The following is a 19,427-nucleotide window of genomic DNA, read 5'->3' as shown; positions in this document are numbered from 1 at the left end:
AAACCTTACAGGGTTTTTAGCAAAAAAGTATTATAAATGATTAAAAAAACATTATATTTTTTGTCGCCATTTTTTATATAAATATCTGTTTTTCAATGTTTTAAATTTAAAAAACATTGAAAAAAATTATAAAATTATTAAAATAAGCCTTTTTCGCGTTTACCGCAACGGATAAGTCTTTTTCTGAGTTTATTTATAAGTAAATTGCATCAGAATTTAACCTGTAATAATTGTAAACCATTACATTTTTAAACGATCGGTCATTGTTAACCTTTTCCTGTACTCACCTGCTAACCTATCGGTACGGGCGATGTTTGCATGGCCATTATGCGTATACTTCGGGTATTATTTATTATGATAACCCGAAACCATATTAGCATGATTTCGTATAAATGTTGGGGATCTCTTTTACGGTTTGAAAACTAAACCCAAACAACAACCAATTTCAACTAAATCTCAAGTTTTATGCAAATTAAACATTTACTCAACGTATGTTTCTTTGCTGTTTTTCTCTTTTTGATGGAGCCTGCTATGGCCCAAAATAAGATAATAACAGGTAAAGTAACCGACAAAAAAGATGGCTCCCCTTTAATAGGAGTATCGGTAGTAACAGCTGTAGGTGCCCAGGGTGGCGCCATAACAGCAACAGACGGATCGTACAAAATTTCGGTCCCGGCAAATACCCCAAGTCTTACTTTTACTTATGTTGGTTTCCTGAACGCAACTATTCCATTAAACGGTCGGACTTCTGTTGATGTGCAGATGGAAGAAGCGAATCGTGCGCTGAATGAAGTTGTAGTGATCGGTTACGGTACACAGAAAGTTAAGGATGCAACTGGTTCGGTAGCCTCATTGAGCACAAAAGATTTTAACAAAGGCGTTATTTCAACTCCTGATCAATTACTTCAGGGCCGTATTTCGGGCGTACAGGTTACGCCATCAAGCGGTGAACCGGGTGCTGGGGCTACAATCGCAATACGTGGTGCTGGTTCTATTCGTTCAGGCGATGGCCCGCTTTATGTAGTTGATGGTGTTCCATTGGATAACGGTGGAGGTACAAGCGGTGGTTATGGTGTTGGAGCAGGTAGCTCATCTGCACGCAACCCGCTGGCTTTCTTGAACCCTGCTGATATTGAAAACATTTCTGTGTTAAAAGATGCGTCTTCGGCTGCTATTTATGGTTCACGTGGTGCTAATGGTGTAATTTTAATAACCACTCGTAAAGGGCGTAAAGGTCAGGGTATCCAATTTTCATCAAATACAAGTGTTTCAAGTACTGCAAAGCGTTATGACGTACTTGGTAGGGATGCGTTTTTGAAAGCAGTAGCTGCAGTTGGTGCTAATGCGGGTCCGGTAGCTGATGGAGGTATTGATTATGGTGCCAATACCGACTGGCAAAAACAGATCTTCCGCAGTCCGATATCGCAGAACTATAACTTAAGCCTGGGTGGCGCAAGCAAAGATAATACTGCAAGTTACCGTGCCTCCTTTGGCTATGACGACCAGCAGGGCATCGTGAAAAATTCAGGCCTAAAACGTTTAAACGGACGTATTAATGCTTCCAAATCATTTTTAAACGATAGGATCAAATTAGATCTCCAGTCAACCTATTCAAATGTTAAAAACCAGTATGCCCCAATTACTAATAATGCCGGTTTTAACGGAAGTTTAGTGGGTGCAGCTATACAGCTAAACCCAACAGCCCCGGTATTTGACTCACAAGGAAGATATTTTAACCTTAACGGCTATAACGATGCTGGTTACCCTAACGGTAACAGTTTCAGGAACCCGGTATCGTTATTAAATCAGATAGATGACAGGGATAATATAAACAGGTTTTTGAATAACCTTACACTTACCTTGAAGTTATTTGAAGGTCTTTCATACAAGGGCAATTTTGGAGCTGATATATCAAGGGGATTAAGAAAGACTTTTTATGATCCTAAAATTGTTGGCTATACAGATGCTATCGGTATCAGGCAGATAAACTTCCCGTCGCCAACAGGTAATGGTACTGCTATCCTTACACATAACGAGTTAACAAATTACACAACCGAACATACCTTAAACTATGACAAGAAGTGGAAGGATGGAAGCTCGCTTACAGCTTTGGCCGGTTATTCATACCAGACTTTCAAAAACTTTAACCGTAATGAATTTGGTTTCGGCACATCAACTGCCGGTGTATTAGTTAAAAATTATGATGATTTTAAAACGCATCTTCCTTATCCGGTTGGCGATAGCTCGAGCTATAAATTACAATCATACTTTGCTCGTGTAAATTACTCTTATAAAGATCGTTACATTATTACTGGTACAATCAGAAGGGACGGTTCATCGCGCTTTGGGGCTAACCATAAATATGGTAACTTCCCGGCTTTGGCTGTAAAATGGCGTATAACCAATGAAAGCTTCATGCCTAAAGATGGTTTATTTGATGATCTGAGCCTTAGGTTAAACTATGGTAAAACCGGTAACCAGGAAATTCCGGCGTACGCTTCATTACCTGTGCAGCAATTACAGGATTTTCCAGGTAATTCAGTTGCTCCGTTATACCAGGCTAATCCCGATTTGAAATGGCAAACTAACACCACCTATGGTGCAGGCCTCGATTTCTCGATCATAAAGGGACGGTTAACGGGTTCGGTTGATTATTTCAACAAATCAATTAAAGATTTGCTTTTCTTCCAGGATATTGCGCAGCCAACGTTTTCTTCGAGAATTTATAAAAACCTGGATGGTGACGTAATCAATAAAGGTGTCGAAGTAGGATTGAACCTTGCTGCTATACAGAGCAAGGACTTTAATTGGGATGTTGCTTACAACATGACTTTTATAAGCAACACGCTTAAAAACTTCAAAAATTATATTGTTACGGGTAATATCGACGGACAAGGCCTTTCTGGCGCTTATTCGCAATTAATTACCAACGGCGTGCCGCTATATACCTTCAACGTTCCGAATTATAAAGGGCTTGACGCAAATGGCTTTAGTATCTATCCTCAGGGTGTCGATGTTTCTTCACTACAAGGAAGCCCTAATCCTAAATTCACTGCCAGCTTAACCAATAACTTTAATTATAAAAACTGGAGTTTAAGCTTCTTCCTAAATGCTGCTACAGGCTTCTATATTTACAACAACACTGCAAACGCGTTCTTTTACAAAGGCAACCTTGTTAGTGGTCGTAACGTAACAAAAGAAGTAGCAGCAACCAATGAAAACCCGCTTAACTCTGGTGAGGTATCAACCCGTTTTCTTGAAAAAGGTGATTTTTTAAGATTAAGCAATGCCACCTTAGGGTATACCTTCTCGCTTAAATCTAAGGCGATAAAAACTTTAAGGGTGTCATTTACAGGGCAGAATTTATTCCTGATCACCGGTTACTCTGGTTTGGATCCGGAAATTAACACAGATAAACAACGTAATGACGTGGCTTCAAAGGGTATCGACTATACCTCTTACCCCAAGGCCCGTATATTTACTTTAGGTTTAAACGCAGGCTTTTAATAACATGAAAATGAAAAATATAACATCACGAGCAGCTCTTTGTAGCTTAGTTCTGATAACCGCAGCCGGTTGTGCAAAACTGGATGAAAAACTTTACGGATCGAAATCGTTATATGGTAACAATGCCGGATCGGCCGAACTGAATGGTGTTTACACACAATTATATGGACAAACCGATCAGGCCAATACATATGCCCTACAGGAACATCCAACGGATGAAATGATGGGTCCTACCCGCGGTACTGACTGGGGCGATTTTGGTACATGGCGTAAATTGCACACCCATACCTGGACACCTACCCACAACCAGGTAAATGATACCTGGGACCAGCTAAATATTGGTGTATTCCGTGCAACACAGGTAATCTCAAAGGCAACCGATAACAATATCAAAGCACAGGCAAGCTTTTTACGGGCCTACTTTATGTTCCAGGTGGTTGATTTGTACGGACAGCAACCTATGCGTGATCCTGATGCGCCAACCTCATCTATTCCTACAGTTATGAAACGGGCGGAAGCAACTGATTTCATAATCAAAGATTTGGAATTTGCGGAAGCTAACCTGGCAGCCACTACCGCAAATATTGGTGTTGCTAATAAAGCAGCAGCTCAGGCACTGTTGGCAAAAGTTTATTTAAATAGGGCGGTTTATGCCGCAACCACAGTTGGTGGTCCGTTTACATTTGCTAAGGCAGATATGGATAAAGTGATAGAATATGCCAACAAGGTTACCGCGGCAGGATATACTTTGGAGCCTGCCGGCAAATATTTCCAGGATTTTGCATGGGACAACTCAGAACAATCACACGGAAACATATTTGGCTTCTACAACACCGCCACATCTTCTCCTGCGCCTGCCAAAAACCGCTGGAGGATGGGCCTTCATTATAACCAAACTCCGGATGGTTGGAACGGTTTTACCACACTGGCCGATTTTTATAACTCATTTGAAGCTACCGACGAACGCCGTGGTGTAGATTATCCGGGATTAACTGATAAAGTTGGTTTAAGGGCAGGTTTTGCTGTGGGGCAACAATATGGCCCTGGTCACAAAGCTTTAACACAACGTAGTGGCAAGCCTCTGATTTTTACACCGGATGTTAACCTTAACTTTTCAACCGAAGCTCAAGGCATCAGGGTATTTAAATATTTCCCTCAACCAAAAGCTGATAACACAGTTAACGATGATAATACATCTAATGACTATGTGATTTTGCGTTACGCCGACGTGGTGCTTGAAAAAGCGGAAGCTATTTTACGTGGTGGTACTGACCCTATGGGACAAACAGCGTTGCAGCTTGTAAATTCAATCCGCGTACCTCGCGGTGCCACAGCCTTAACTTCTGTTGATTTGGCTGCTATGCTTGCTGAAAGGGGCCGTGAACTTTACTGGGAAGGTTGGAGAAGGAATGACCTGATCCGTTTTGAGAAATTTAATGATCCGGTTGATCAGCGCCCGGCCAAAACAGATAAAAGCAAAACAATTTATCCAATTCCTCAGCGTGCGGTGGATACAAATCCTAATCTTAAACAAAACCCAGGTTATTAATAATTGAGATTTATTTGATTGAAAGGAACGTAGCGGAATTTTCCGCTACGTTTGTTTTTTCGCAAAGTATATGCAACCAAAAATACTCCTGTTTCTGCTTATCTTGATCCCAACTGTTTTTTGCGCCTGTAATGGGGGGATAAACAAACCCTGTTTACCGAGCAGAATAATGAAACCATCGGCATCAATTTCGCTAATCAGCTCAATGACCAGGACCGTACCAATGTGTTCACCTTTCGTAATTATTACAATGGAGGCGGGGTTGCCATTGGCGATGTCAATAATGATGGCCTCAATGATGTTTATCTGACATCAAACATGGGCGGCAATCAACTTTATATTAATAAGGGAAATTGGAAATTTGAAAATATAACCGATAAGGCAGGGGTTAGGGGTACTAAATACTGGAGCACCGGGGCTACTATGGTTGATATCAATGGCGATGGCTGGCTTGATATTTACGTTTGTCACAGCGGTAATGCCCGGGGCAACGAAAAGGGTAATGAACTATTTATTAATCAGCACGATGGTACGTTTAAAGAAGAAGCTCAAAAGTATGGCCTGGTAGATAATGGGTTATCCACCCAGGCCATTTTTTTCGACTACGATAATGACGGCGATCTGGACTGCTTTGTACTAAATAATTCTTTCAGGCCTATAGAGTCGTTTGATTTTAGTAAAAACCTGCGCGCTGTTGTTGATGAGTTGGGTGGTGCCCGTCTTTATCGTAATGATGGCGGCCATTTTACCAACGTAACCAAAGAAGCGGGCATATATTCAAGTGATATAGGTTTTGGTTTAGGCGTTTCTGTAGCCGATATCAACCAGGATGGATATCCTGATATCTATGTCTCCAATGATTTTTTTGAACGCGATTATCTTTATATCAACCAAAAAAACGGAACTTTTAAAGAGGATATTCAAAATGAAACCGGCCACCTGAGCCTGGCTTCAATGGGATCGGATATTGCCGATATTAATAACGATGGGCAGTATGATATTTTTACTACGGAGATGCTGCCCGAAGGCGATCGGCGTTTAAAAAAAATGACCTCGTTTGAATCGTACGATGTGATCAAAGCTAAGCAGCGCGATGGTTATTATAACCAATACATGCAAAACTGCCTGCAGGTGCGTAATAGCGACGGTACGTTCTCCGAAACTGCCTTCTATTCGGGCGTAGCAGCAACCGACTGGAGCTGGGGCGCGCTGATGTTTGATATGGATAATGACGGATGGAAAGACATTTTTGTGTCGAACGGCATCTATAAAGACCTTACCGATCAAGATTATATTGAGTTTTTGGGTAATCGCGATAACATGGCCAAAATAGCCGAAGGCCGGAAAAAATTTGATTATAAAGATTTTACCGATAAAATGGCTTCATCGCCTTTGTCTAACTATGCCTATCTGAACAATCGCAACCTTACTTTCACCAATAAATCAACTGATTTTGGTTTGGATAGGCCTGGGTTTAGTAATGGCTCGTCATATGCAGATCTGGATAATGATGGGGATAATGACCTGATTATAAATAATGAAAATGCCCCCGTTTCTATCTTTAAAAACAATGCCGAAAAAAATGGGAACCACCACATCCAGATAAAATTAAAGGGAACAGGCCTGAATACTTTTGGAATAGGTACTACGGTAAAAGTGTTTATGAAGGGCAGTTCGCTAATTTATTATAATCAGCCAACACGTGGTTTTCAAAGTTGCACATCGCCCAATTTACTTACAATAGGTATAGGTAAATACAAATCTATTGATTCGATCCAGGTGATTTGGCCGGGTAATACTTATCAGTTGTTAAAAAACGTAAACGCAGATAAAGTTTACACGGTTAAGCAAACCGATGCCGTCTTGAAATATAACTGGACAAAGCCTGCTGTTAAAACACTATTTGCCGATGTTACCAAATCAATATTTGACAGCATTCCTAAGCATAAGGAGGACGATTTTATCGATTTCGACAACGAGCGCCTGATGCTCCAGATGTTATCGACAGAAAACCCTTATGTGGTTACCGGTGACGTTAATGGCGACGGGCTGACTGATTTTTATTTCGGAAGTTCAAAAAACAGTTTTGCCAGCATCTATATCCAACAAAAGAACGGTAAGTTTAAACAAACCATTCCTGAAGATTTTAAAAAGCAGGAATACCTGGAAAATGCCGGGGCTGTTTTTGGAGATTTTGATGGCGATGGCGACCAGGACCTGATAATAGGAGTAGGAGGTAACGCCGATGAAGCCGAAACACCAGTGTACAATCCTCGTTTTTTTGTGAATGATGGCAAGGGGAATTTTCATAGGGACCCTGAGAGAACACTACATGCGGCTGTTAATGCCTCGGTGATTATTTCGGCCGATTATGATGGCGATGGCAAGCCCGACCTTTTTGTTGGGGGCAGAAGTGTGCCCGGGCTTTACGGATGTTCGCCGCAATCATTTGTTTTTCATAATGAAGGCGACGGGCATTTTACCGATGTATCAAAATTAGTATTGGGCACGGATACAAAGATTGGTATGGTAACGGCAGCCAAATGGGCTGATATTGATCATAACGGTTCGCCAGATTTGATAATTGCAGGTGATTGGATGGGGATTAAGATCTTCAAAAACAACAAAGGGAAATTTGCGGAAGATAAACAATTGGCTAATTACAAAGGCTGGTGGAGCAGTCTCGAAATTGCTGATGTGGATGGCGACGGCACCCTTGATATTATTGGCGGTAACATCGGGCTTAACTCAAAATTCAGGGCTTCGTTTGAGCGGCCCATGGAAATTTTTGTAAAGGATTTTGATAATAATGGTACAAAAGAATGTGTAACTTCCATGTATAAAAGTGATGGAGTAAACTATGTTTTTCATATGAAGCCTGATTTAGTGGGCCAGATGCCAATCTTCAAAAAACGTTTTCTGCGCTATATTGACTATGCGGGCAAACCATTTGACGAGGTATTTCCTGCTGAGATGCTTGATGGCGCTGAAAAGCACCAGATGAATTTCCTGGCTTCGGCGGTATTTTTTAATAAAGGCGGAAAATTTATTTGTAAACCACTGCCTGCCGATGCACAGTTATCTATGATAAATACTATTTTGTGTGCAGATTTTGATAATACCGGAGCTGTGAAGATCATCTTAGGGGGCAACTTTTACGGCTTTAAACCTGAAGTCGGGCGGCTTGATGCTAATCGGGGGCTTGTTTATCAATATACAAAAAATGGATTTACTTATTTTCCAGCTTCCAAAACGGGCCTCAATTTAAACGGACAGGTACGCTCATCGTTAGGTATAAGAAATGCAGCCGGTAAAAATTATTATCTGTTTGGCATTAATGATGAACCGCTTAAAGCTTATGAACTACGTTAACATCAATTTAATGCTGTTTGCCAAATATATTCTTAGATATTTCATTCTCCTTCTTGGTATTGGTGTGGTCGGCTTGTCTTCTTGTAAACCCCAAAAAACAGGAGAAGGTGTATTTAAATTACTCCCAGCTAATGAAACGGGACTAAGCTTCGAAAACAGGAACGTAGTATCCGATTCAGTTAATGTATTAGATTATTTGTATTTCTACAACGGTGCCGGCGTAGCTACCGCTGATTTTAATAACGACGGCTTGCCCGATCTTTATTTCGTATCAAACCAGGGTTCTAACAAACTTTACCTTAATAAAGGAGGGATGAAGTTTGAAGACATCACCGATAAAGCGGGTGTTGCAGGTACCGGGAATTGGAAAACCGGTGTAACTGTAATTGATATCAATGGCGATGGATTTAAAGATATCTACGTAAGCGTGGTTTCAGGTTATAAAACCTTTAAAGGTAAAAATCAGCTTTATATCAATAACGGTAATTTAACTTTTACCGAAAGCGCGGCCAAATACGGGCTCGATTTTGCAGGACTTTCTACCCAGGCTTCTTTTTTGATTATGATAAGGATGGTGACCTGGATATGTTCCTGCTTACTTCATCAGTTCATAGCAATGATACCTATGGTGACTCAACTCAAAGGTTTAAATACAGCCATGATGCCGGCGATCATCTTTTCAGGAATGACAATGGGCACTTTACAGATGTAACGGCGGGTTCAGGTATTTATTCGGCACCGATCGGTTACGGCTTAGGTGTAAGCGTAGGTGATTTGAATAACGATGGCTGGGATGATCTTTATGTAAGTAACGACTTTTTTGAGCAGGACTATTACTATGTCAACCAGCATAACGGCACATTTAAGGAAGAGTTGAAAAATGCGTTCGGACATACCAGCCTTTTTTCAATGGGGAATACTATCAGTGATGTCAATCAGGACGGCCATTTAGATGTGCTTAGCACCGACATGCTTCCGGAAGAAATGAAGGTGTTACGATCAACCATCAACGATGAACCCTTGGATATTTATAACCAGGAAGTTAATGCCGGGTATTACTATCAATATTCAAAAAATTGCATGCAATTGAACGTGGGCAACGGCAATAAGTTTGTCGACCTGAGCTTGTATAGCGGGAATTCTGCTACAGATTGGACATGGTCGCCACTGGTGCAGGATTTTGATATGGACGGAAAGAAAGATATGTTCTTCTCTAACGGTATCAAACGCCGTCTCAATGATATGGATTACCTGAAATACCTTGGTGACCCTATGGTTATGCAGGCATATAAACAAAATCGCGTTTTTGACAAGGACAAGATCAACAGAATGCCTGAAGGCGGCGTACATAATTACTTTTATCACGGTGAGGATAAATTGAAATTTACAGATGTTTCTAACGGCAACGATATGCAGCGGGCATCTATATCGGCAGGATCTGTTGCCGTTGATTTAGATAATGATGGTGATTTGGATATTGTGACCAACAATATGGATGAGCCGGCATATATCTATAATAATACCACAATGGAAGGCCGCAAAGAAAGCAAGCCGGGCTATCTTAAATACACTGTAAAATATAACCTTTTGAACCGTGATGGCATAGGTACTAAATTTTTCCTTAAGTCAAATCATCATCTCGATCACCAGGAAATACAAACCAGCAACGCGTACGAAAGTAATTTGAATAACGAGCTGCTTTTTACATTTGCCCCTGACGATAAACCAGAATCGCTGTTAGTGGTTTGGCCTGACAATAGCTACGAAGTGGTGAAGGATTTCAGGCCCGGTCAGAAAACTACTTTAAGATATAACCCTCAAGCAGTTGAAAATAGTAAACCTATAGCTGAGGTTATCGAAGCTTTCATCAGCGATAAAAAACAGTTTGACAGCAAATCTATACAAGCAAAGCTTTTGGCCAACGTTAAAACTTTTGACACTCCCGACTTTAATTATTATTCGCTTTTACCGCACACTTATTTGCAGCACACTCCCGCAATTGCTGTAGCTGATGCCAATAATGATGGCATTGATGATATTTACGTAGGAGGCATAGCCGACGAAGAAAAATACATACTTGCAGGTAATAAATCGGGTGGATTTACCAAAGTTAAAGTGTCATTATTTGACCGGGATAAATATATTGCGGACGAGCAGGCTACATGGGCTGATGTAAATAACGATGGCAAGCCCGATTTGATCGTGATCAGCGCTAACCATCCTTTTCAGGAAACCGAGAAATTGATACAGCCTCGGTTATATATCAATAAAGGCAATTTCCAGTTTGAAGATCAACATTTACCAAAGCTCAATTACCAGGCTTCAAAAATTACGTTGTTTGATTTTAACGGAGATGGAGTGAACGATATTTTATTTACCAGCGCTGTTTCATTTAAGGATTATACAGCTACTATCCCTTCCTCAATACTCATTAATAAAGGCAATGGAAAGTTTGAAATAAGTCATGACAAAGCTTACGATCAAATCATGAACCTGCAATATGTCACCAGTATAACAACTGTCGATATCGACCACAATGGCAAGTCTGATCTGCTGATTACGGCCGAGTGGCAGCCCATTTACATTTTCCTGAATGATGGAAAAAAATTAAGTCGTTTTTCATCATCGGTTTTGGATAAGGAAAAGGGCTGGTGGCAGTCGGCTATAATAAGCGATATGGATGGCGACGGCAAGGCCGACCTTATTGCCGGTAATTGGGGATTGAATAACAAATATAATGTTACTGCTGATCAGCCGCTGTATGCCTATAATACCGATTTGGACAAGGATGGTAAAAACGATTTGATATTATCATATTTTTATAAAGGCCTTTATTTCCCTTTTCGTCCCAAAAATGATTTGGAGCAGGAACTTCCATATCTCAAAAAAGAATGGCTTAGTTATCAAAAAATGGCTGACAAAACCACCACTGAGGTATTTAAGGACAAACTGGATGACAATGATCGTTTAAGTGTAAACCAGTTCAATAGTATTTTTGTGAGCGACGTATTGCATTCTTCTTCGATTACTGCACTGCCATTTCTTTATCAGCAGGCTCCAATTAAATCGATGCTAAAATATAACAATGGAGATATATTACTGAACGGAAACTTTTGGGGTGTTGTGCCTTATGAAGGAAAGTACGATGCACTCGGCCTGGCTGGTTTACACTACAACAAACAGCAAAAGCAATTTGATGCGCCGACATACTATGTTAACGGTGCAATCAACTCACAGGAAATCAATTATCTGGTGCCAGTGAAAACAGCAGCTAACTTGAATACTTATCTCGCGGTTACCTATGATGGCCGATTAATGTTATTAAGCAAGTAGCGTAATATCACAATATTGGATAATATATTTTGGTGATCCATTTTGAAGTATCCTTTTGTGCCAGCCGATCGGTTACAAGCGATTGAAAAGGCATGGCAGGTGATACCAGCCTGTGATCTTTCATGTATCTTTTCATTTGCAACAATGCATTATTGACCGTGTTTTGGCCGCCACGTACGTCAGCCACCAATAAATTGCCCCCTTTGGTATGTTATTTAAACTTGTTTTTTGAAAAGGAATTATCCTTTTGTCAATCGGTAAGGCGACATTAACCTGGTATTCGTGCTCATCTGTTTGGGTAACATTAAGCATAGGGAAGTTTGTTTGTTTGGCCCCCTGGCTGCCAGCGTGTTGTTGCAGGGTTGTAACGGTGTTGTAAATTACCTGTAATGAAGGATATATCGGATAGGTGTTAGCTGAAACGAGCAAAACTGTGTCTTTAGCATGATTTAAGTAGATCCTATAACCGTATGCGTTTCTTTCGTCCTCAAGGAAGTGTTTAAGGCTTAGTAAAATTTCGCCAACCAGTTTTTCCGCATCTTTGGTTTTGAAATAATTAGTTATCCGTGAAAAAAATTGGGTGTTATTCTCATCAACAGCATCCCATTTAAATTTGACAGAACCTTCGGCGTCGGCAAAATAACTTATTTCGCCATCAAAAGTCAGGTTATCTTTTTTCAATTTAAGATAGGTACTGCTATTGGTCATTTTATCGATGCTGATCTTTGTACCTTTAAAATTGTATTGCCCGTCCCCGGTTTTGGTACCGGGCCACCATTTATCCCATCCACCTTCTGTGGTCAGGAATTTTCCGGCAATAACATCGGAGGTATCAATTGACAGGTCCTGTGCTATAACAGGTTTTTCGGGGAGCAAAATATAAGCTGCCGCAATAATTATAATAACGGTAAGTACAATAAAAAAGATCTTCTTCATTTAGTTTATAAAAGACGGATACCCGGGGTGATAAATTTAATAATATCGGGTGGATTAACATGTGTATATTGTTATAAAATATGTTGCCTTTTGATTAAATAAAAAAAATGCCTGATCGGGTTAAAAAACTAATGTAAATATGCTGTAGCGTACTGAAAAAAGCCTATATTGGCTGTTGATCAATCAAAAAAACCAACAGATTTTCTCCTTGTGTATCTGCCCGGTTTTTAACCTATTTTATAACTTATGAGATCCTTTTTATTTTGTCTTGCCGGTGTATTATTTTTATTCACATCCTGTAAAAAGCCCTACTATGAAAAAGTACTCCACGATCCCGAACTTTATCGTATAACCGTTAAAAAACTTAATGATATTGTACTGGAAAATAACTTTCCGCCGGTTACAGCTTCCCGTAATTATGTATATGCCAATATAGCCGCTTATGAAGTTATAGCTTCCGGCGATCCTGAGCATTTTAGATCATTAGCCGGGCAAATTAAGCACTTACCGGCTGTACCCAAAGCGTCAAAAGATACTGCTGTTGATTACCAATTTGCTTCGTTGCTTGCCTTTTGCACAGTCGGCAATGCGGTAACGTTTCCGGAAGGTAGTATGGATCAATATGTTGATGAGCTTAAAAAGAAGGCCAAAGATGCAGGTATGCCGTCGGTTTTGTTTGAAGGTTCCGTAAACTACGCTGATAAAGTCGCTAAATTTATATTGAAGTGGAGCAAAGGAGATCACTATGCACAAACCCGGTCGGCAAGTAAATACACGGTAAAACAGCAGGATGGTCGTTGGATCCCCACGCCGCCCATGTACGCGCAGGCCCTTGAGGCCCATTGGGGTGAGATCAGGCCCATGGTGCTGGATTCCACAGCCCAATTTATTCCGCCCGATCCGCCGGCCTTCAATGTTAAAGACCATAATAGTCCCTTTTACAAACAAGCGCTTGAGGTAAAACAAATGGTTGACAGCTTAACCAAAGAAGAGAAACACCAGGCAGATTTTTGGGACGATAATGCTTTTAAACTCAATGTAGTTGGCCATGCATCGTTCGCGACCAAGAAATTTTCCCCCGGGGGCACTGGATGAATATTACTGCAATCGGTACAAGAAGTAAAAAGTTTGATTTTGGAACCACAGTAAGCGTTTATACCGAGACTGCTATTGCGCTGTTTGACGGCTTTATTAATTGCTGGTACCTTAAATACCGCTCAAATTACGTTCGCCCCGAAACGATAATTACTAAATATATGGATGCCGAATGGCGCCCATATATTCAAACACCTCCATTTCCGGAGTATAGTAGCGGCCATGCCGTAATTTCGGCAGCCGCAGCCGAGGTGCTTACCAATAGGATTGGTGATAATTTTGCATATACAGATTCATCAGAAATGGAGTTTGGGATCGATCCGCTTTCTTTTAAATCATTCCGGGCGGCCGCGAAATCGGCAGGGATGTCAAGGGTAATGGGAGGGATCCATTTTAAAAATGCCTGTATTGTGGGCAATAAACAAGGCGCCGAGATTGGGCAACTGGTGGTGAAAAAGCTACAATTAAAGATTAAGTAGTATTTTAATTATTTACTTAGATAGTTGATTTTGAATAAGATATTTAAATTCGGTTTGTTTTTCGCTTTGCTGGTACCGGCTGTGTCGGGGGCGCAAAGCATCGATCCGTGGAAAATTAAAGCCGACAAAATTGATCCAGCAAACTATTACGGAATTACGGTGGCCAACGGGATGATCGGGATAGTATCAGCGCCGGAGCCTTTCAAGGTTAAAAATGTAGTACTGGCCGGCGCCTATGATCTGTACGGCAGGGGACGGGTAAGCAATTTCCTGAACAGCTTTAACCTGCTTAATATGTACCTTGAAATAGATGGCAGGCGGATCGATGCCAAAAGTATCAGCAATTTTAGGCAGGAACTGGATATGCAGCATGCTGCGTTCACCATTACTTTTGATTATGCTGATAAAGCAACTATAAAATATACCTATTACTCGCTGCGGCAATTGCCTTTTACTGTTTTGATGGATGTTTCGGTAACAGCAAAACAGGCTATCAACATTACTTCGGCCAGTGTAATGGAGGCGCCCGATGCGCTTAAAGAAGTGCAGAACTATTATAACGAAATCGACAGACCGCATGTAACCATTAGTTTGCTTACCTCAATGGCAAAGAGCCCTACAGGTAAAATGCAGTTATGTGCATCTACTTCGTTCTTATTCAGCGAACCGCATGGACATGAGCCGCGGATTATTCATGAAATGTGGGACAATAATATGCACCTTATGAAGTTTAGCAAAGCGATAGCTGCCGGGCAAACTTATAATTATGCGGTAACTGGTCTCGTCCATAACTTCAGCCCACCATGCCGACCCGCTGAACGAAGCTGAACGACTTACCATTTTTGCCAAACTGGAAGGTCGGGACAGGCTAATTAAATTTCATAACAAAGCTTGGGATGAGCTGTGGACAAGTGATATCCAAATTGAGGGTGATGACCAGTCACAGCAGGATATTCACAGCATGTTATATCATTTATATTCATTCTCGAGGGCTGGTACAGCATACTCACCTTCGCCTATGGGACTTTCAGGGTTGGGTTACAATGGCCACGTTTTTTGGGATTGTGATGTTTGGATGTATCCGGCTATGCTGGTTTTACACCCCGACATTGCCAAATCAATGGTTGAATACCGGTTTGAACGATTGGATGCCGCGCGTAAAAATGCTTTTTCGCATGGTTATAAAGGAGCGATGTTCCCCTGGGAAAGCGCTGACAGCGGGGTAGAGGAAACACCGGTTTGGGCATTGAGCGGTCCGTTTGAGCACCACATTACTGCGGATGTAGCGCTGGCCGCGTGGAATTACTATTGTGTAACCCAGGACAAACAATGGTTGAAAGAAAAAGGCTGGCCGATACTTTCAGCCACTGCCGATTTTTGGGCAAGCAGAGTTGAACGCAATGGGCCCGGTCATTACGATATTAAAAACGTAGTTGCTGCAGATGAATGGGCCGAAAACATTGACAACAATGCTTTCACCAATGCCGCAGCGAAAGCTAACTTGCTAAATGCTACCGCTGCTGCCAAAATCCTGGGTGAAAAGGCTGATGCCGATTGGGTAAATGTTGCTCAAAACATCCCGATCCTGAAGCTGGATAATGGCGTTACCAGCGAACACGCTTCTTACAAAGGTGAAGGAATTAAACAGGCTGATGTTAACCTGTTGGCTTACCCGCTTAAAACAATAACCGATCCGGCACAAATAAAAAAAGATCTTGAATACTACGAAACCCGTGTACCTAACGAAGGTACACCTGCCATGACCCAGGCCGTTTTTGCTTTATTATACTCGCGGTTGGGTAATGGCGAAAAGGCATTTCACTTTTTTAAGGATGCTTATGAACCTAATCTCAACCCGCCGTTCCGGGTAATTGCCGAAACAAAAGGCGGGACCAATCCGTATTTTGCTACAGGTGCAGGTGGCATTATTCAAAGTTTATTGATGGGTTTTGGCGGTTTGGATATTACACTAACCGGCATAGTACAAGTTAAAAGCAAGTTGCCTGCTAACTGGAAATCATTAAAAATTACCGGCGTAGGGATGAATAGGGCTACTTATACAATAAAGTAACTGCTTTATAACTTTATACATTATGCCCCTTTAAAATCTCCTGCGTTTGACAGAGAGAACGAACTGGCGATTGGAAGACTTACGAAGTTTCAAAAACTTCGTAAGTCTGGATTCTGAAACTTGCTTTACCAGGTAGTTAGTTCTGAACTTCTGCAGGTGCCTTTTCTAACTGCTGGGTATCGATATGATACCTGTTAACTAAATGCAGCAGTACCCCATTCTGTCCAGCCGAAACCATCTTGTAGGGGGTATTCACCACCGCCGGCAGTTAATTGGGTATCAACCACATTATACTTTTCAAGTAATTTACCGGTCTGTTTAAACACCCGGATGTTAAGTTTAAGCCAGCGGGTGGCAATTTCTTTGGCCAGCGTATTGTAATTGTATTTTTCGAGCCCGTCAATAGCTATGTATTGCAGTGGGGCCCAGCCATTGGGTGCATCCCACTGCTGGCCGGAAAAGTTGAGTGTAGTAACCAGTCCGCCGGGTTTCAGGAAATTATTTTTGAGCCCATCGGCCACAAGGCGGGCTTGCTCATCACTGGCAATTTTAAATTCGAGCGGGAACTCCCCTGCAAGTGTTTCCACACTTGATAGTTGATTCAGCCTCCAGTTATAATCATCAAACCAGCCTGTTTTCTGGTTCCAGCAATATTTCAGGATCGCATTTTTTCGACTATTTGCCCGATACCTATACATTTTGGCCAGCTTTGCATTTGAGAGCTGGTTCAGACTGCGTGCAATAGTCATTTCCAGGTTATATAATAAGCAATTCAAATCAATCGGTATAATGTCGGTGGTTTGTATAGTTGGCAACTTGCCCGACGAGATCAAACCAGCGCGTGCTAAAATCCCAACCCGAAGCCGCCGCTGCCCGCACGTTGCGGTAAAATTGTGCTGTCGGTTGTTTGCTTTCTTTGGCGGCATCTACATCTTTTATATATGATTCTTCGCGGGGTTCATCACTTTCGTCCCAATAACGGTTCAATATCTGCCCATCCGGCATTCGTACAACCCGGTGTGTAGCCTGGTTGGCTTGTACGGCCTCCCATCCATGCATCCAATATTCATATTCTTTGATCAATTGCGGACTGAAATGTACCAATACTTTCTCTCCCTCAATTTTTGCCAACAGATTTACCATCATAGCAAAAAATGGCGGTTGCGAACGGGTAAGATAATAACTTCGGTTGCCGTTGGGGATAAAGCCGTATTTATCAATGAGGTAGGCAAAGTTTTCGACCATGTTGCGGATCACTTTAACCTGATGGCTTTCCTGTAGACCCAACATCGTAAAATACGAATCCCAATAGTAAATTTCTCTGAACCTGCCGCCTGGTACAATGTAAGGGTTAGGCAGCGCCAGGGTTGAAGAAAAAGGTTTTGCTTCATCCGGACGGCGTTGTAACACCTGCCACAAAGTATCAATATGTTTGCGGATACCGGAAGATATATCTGTTTGAAAATTGTTGTGCGATACAGGTACGTTAAAATTGGCCAATACAAATGCCTGCAGGTTAAACCCTGGCTGATCTTTCTGTTCGTTATAAGCCTTCATGATCAGCGCTGGATCCTGTTTGGGCACAGCGTCGACAAAAGTTTTGTTATCCGGGAAAATAGTTGAAGTTTGAACCGCCTCAAACAATCCCGGGAATTGTTGCCGGGGTGTAGGCGTTTGCGATTTTGCGTTAAGTACAAAGAATAAAAATGCGAGTAAAAAAAGTTTTCTCATCAGCCTAAAATTATACCCCGTTGCAGAATGGGTAATTGGTTTATAACAGGTTATAAATTTACTATTTTTGGAACGAATATAACCGGTATCTGATTTGTTTTAAGGGGTTTTTGTGCGATATTATCGCGGGGAAATAATTGATATCAAGGTATGGGCCAATTAAAAACAAACACATAAGCCATTTATTATGATAAACTTTTTACGGAAGGGAAGTATTATATTTTCATTATTACTTGCCCAGTTATGCTATGGGCAGTCGCGGGTTAATACCCTGCCTTCCTGGGCCTTTGGCGGCTTTGTCCGGCCGGCAAATATCAATCCTATCATCTCACCAGATACGGTTTCCCGGTTCCTTGATCCGATGAGTAGAAAGCAGGTTCAATGGGAAGCCAATGATACTTTTAACCCTGCCGCGACCATAAAAAATAATAAAATAGTAGTACTATACCGGGCTGAGGACTTGTACGGTATCGGTATTGGCTTCCGTACTTCACGGGTTGGGTATGCCGAAAGTGCTGATGGTATTCAGTTTAGCAGAAGGAAAACCCCGGTGCTGTATCCCGATAATGATATTGCTAAAAAGTACGAATGGCCCGGAGGCTGTGAAGACCCCCGCGTAGCCGTTACGCCCGGCGGCACCTATGTTGTTTTTTACACCGAATGGAACCGCGATTTGCCAAGATTAGGTGTGGCCACATCAAAAGACCTCATCCATTGGAAAAAACACGGGCCGATATTTGAAACAGCTTATCAGGGCAAATTTTTCAATATCGCCAGTAAATCGGCGTCCATATTAACCCGGGTGATCAACGGTAAACAAGTGATTATTAAAACAAATGGAAAATATTGGTTGTATTGGGGCGAGCATCATGTATACGCGGCAACATCAACAAACCTGGTGGACTGGGCTCCGGTGGTTGATAATAAAGGAGAGTTGAAAGAGCTGATGTCGCCGCGTGATGGTTATTTCGACAGTGACTTAACTGAGTGCGGCCCGCCTGCTTTGATGACCAAAAACGGTGTAATCCTATTTTACAACGGCAAAAACAAACCCGCCGAAGGCAGAGACACCCGGTTTAACGCCAATTCATACTGTGCAGGACAGGCCTTGTTTGATGCAAAAGATCCTTCTAAATTCAAAACACGCCTTGATTTTCCTTTCTTAAGACCAATGGAACCTTTCGAGAAAAGTGGTCAGTATATTAACGGAACAGTGTTTATTGAAGGGATGGTTTATTTTAAAAAGAAGTGGTTCCTTTACTATGGCTGTGCCGATTCACGGGTAGCTGTGGCTGTATATGATCCATCTAAACCGGCGCCTCCTGATCCGGTTGAATAGTATTTGACATTTGTT

The 19,427-nt window shown here is 41.6% G+C and carries 11 protein-coding genes and 1 pseudogene; 10 read left to right on the top strand and 2 right to left on the bottom strand.

Going from position 1 to position 19,427, the window contains the following annotated elements; translation table 11 throughout:
* Window positions 1–465: 465 nt before the first annotated feature.
* The 5 genes from ACQ86K_RS16960 to ACQ86K_RS16940 all read left to right on the top strand — a co-directional run bounded on the left by ACQ86K_RS16960 (window position 466) and on the right by ACQ86K_RS16940 (window position 11,761).
* Window positions 466–3,507 (top strand): SusC/RagA family TonB-linked outer membrane protein, encoded by a 3,042-nt coding sequence (locus ACQ86K_RS16960; RefSeq protein ID WP_091162870.1) that lies wholly within the window; start codon window positions 466–468, stop codon window positions 3,505–3,507.
* A gap of 10 nt (window positions 3,508–3,517) precedes the next feature.
* Window positions 3,518–5,056, top strand: coding sequence for a RagB/SusD family nutrient uptake outer membrane protein (locus ACQ86K_RS16955; protein WP_218134335.1), 1,539 nt, complete (start codon window positions 3,518–3,520; stop codon window positions 5,054–5,056).
* Window positions 5,057–5,281: 225 nt separating this feature from the next.
* Window positions 5,282–8,428, top strand: a complete 3,147-nt coding sequence (locus ACQ86K_RS16950; RefSeq protein ID WP_431198386.1) for a VCBS repeat-containing protein — start codon at window positions 5,282–5,284, stop codon at window positions 8,426–8,428.
* A complete protein-coding gene (locus tag ACQ86K_RS16945) occupies window positions 8,415–9,140 on the top strand; it encodes an FG-GAP repeat domain-containing protein (RefSeq protein ID WP_431198385.1) in 726 nt (241 codons plus the stop codon). Before ACQ86K_RS16950 ends, ACQ86K_RS16945 begins: the two co-directional genes overlap by 14 nt.
* 14 nt (window positions 9,141–9,154) lie before the next feature.
* Window positions 9,155–11,761: an FG-GAP repeat domain-containing protein gene (locus tag ACQ86K_RS16940; protein WP_431200877.1), complete on the top strand. Its 2,607-nt coding sequence runs from the start codon at window positions 9,155–9,157 to the stop codon at window positions 11,759–11,761.
* 132 nt (window positions 11,762–11,893) lie between these two features.
* Here ACQ86K_RS16940 and ACQ86K_RS16935 read toward each other — a convergent pair whose 3' ends face one another.
* On the bottom strand, window positions 11,894–12,697 hold the full coding sequence (locus ACQ86K_RS16935; protein ID WP_431198384.1) for a hypothetical protein: 804 nt from the start codon (window positions 12,695–12,697) through the stop codon (window positions 11,894–11,896).
* Between the two features lie 246 nt (window positions 12,698–12,943).
* On the opposite strand from ACQ86K_RS16935, the gene ACQ86K_RS16930 reads away from it, so the two are divergent.
* From ACQ86K_RS16930 to ACQ86K_RS16915, 4 genes are all read left to right on the top strand, one after another.
* A complete protein-coding gene (locus ACQ86K_RS16930) occupies window positions 12,944–13,792 on the top strand; it encodes a hypothetical protein (protein ID WP_431198383.1) in 849 nt (282 codons plus the stop codon).
* Window positions 13,789–14,271 carry a vanadium-dependent haloperoxidase gene (locus tag ACQ86K_RS16925; RefSeq protein ID WP_431198382.1) on the top strand — a complete coding sequence of 161 codons (483 nt, stop codon included), beginning with the start codon at window positions 13,789–13,791 and terminating at the stop codon, window positions 14,269–14,271. The genes ACQ86K_RS16930 and ACQ86K_RS16925 overlap by 4 nt, the downstream gene beginning before the upstream one ends.
* 30 nt (window positions 14,272–14,301) lie before the next feature.
* The gene (locus tag ACQ86K_RS16920) at window positions 14,302–15,099 is read left to right on the top strand and encodes a hypothetical protein (RefSeq protein ID WP_431198381.1); all 798 of its coding nucleotides are present in this window, start codon (window positions 14,302–14,304) and stop codon (window positions 15,097–15,099) included.
* Window positions 15,100–15,232: 133 nt separating this feature from the next.
* Window positions 15,233–16,342, top strand: a complete 1,110-nt coding sequence (locus tag ACQ86K_RS16915) for a hypothetical protein (protein WP_431198380.1) — start codon at window positions 15,233–15,235, stop codon at window positions 16,340–16,342.
* 194 nt (window positions 16,343–16,536) lie between these two features.
* On the opposite strand, the pseudogene treF reads toward ACQ86K_RS16915, so the two are convergent.
* Window positions 16,537–17,899 (bottom strand): annotated as a pseudogene (gene treF, locus ACQ86K_RS16910) (alpha,alpha-trehalase TreF).
* A gap of 361 nt (window positions 17,900–18,260) precedes the next feature.
* Between treF and ACQ86K_RS16905 the strand changes: the two are divergent.
* Window positions 18,261–19,412: a glycoside hydrolase family 130 protein gene (locus ACQ86K_RS16905; protein ID WP_091162877.1), complete on the top strand. Its 1,152-nt coding sequence runs from the start codon at window positions 18,261–18,263 to the stop codon at window positions 19,410–19,412.
* Window positions 19,413–19,427: the final 15 nt, after the last annotated feature.

The sequence above is a fragment of the Mucilaginibacter sp. P19 genome (assembly GCF_050632265.1).
Classification (GTDB): Bacteria; Bacteroidota; Bacteroidia; order Sphingobacteriales; family Sphingobacteriaceae; genus Mucilaginibacter; species Mucilaginibacter gossypii.
The sequence above is the reverse complement of the archived record's forward strand: the minus strand, read 5'-3'. Positions and strand labels throughout refer to the sequence as shown.

What these genes read in the sequence shown, in the direction of transcription:
- ACQ86K_RS16960 (WP_091162870.1), top strand. Translation starts at nt 466, where the DNA reads ATGCAAATTAAACATTTACTCAACGTATGTTTCTTTGCTGTTTTTCTC.
- ACQ86K_RS16955 (WP_218134335.1), top strand. Translation starts at nt 3,518, where the DNA reads ATGAAAAATATAACATCACGAGCAGCTCTTTGTAGCTTAGTTCTGATA.
- ACQ86K_RS16945 (WP_431198385.1), top strand. Translation starts at nt 8,415, where the DNA reads ATGAACTACGTTAACATCAATTTAATGCTGTTTGCCAAATATATTCTT.
- ACQ86K_RS16935 (WP_431198384.1), bottom strand. Translation starts at nt 12,697, where the DNA reads ATGAAGAAGATCTTTTTTATTGTACTTACCGTTATTATAATTATTGCG.
- ACQ86K_RS16930 (WP_431198383.1), top strand. Translation starts at nt 12,944, where the DNA reads ATGAGATCCTTTTTATTTTGTCTTGCCGGTGTATTATTTTTATTCACA.
- ACQ86K_RS16925 (WP_431198382.1), top strand. Translation starts at nt 13,789, where the DNA reads ATGAATATTACTGCAATCGGTACAAGAAGTAAAAAGTTTGATTTTGGA.
- ACQ86K_RS16915 (WP_431198380.1), top strand. Translation starts at nt 15,233, where the DNA reads ATGTTATATCATTTATATTCATTCTCGAGGGCTGGTACAGCATACTCA.
- ACQ86K_RS16905 (WP_091162877.1), top strand. Translation starts at nt 18,261, where the DNA reads ATGATAAACTTTTTACGGAAGGGAAGTATTATATTTTCATTATTACTT.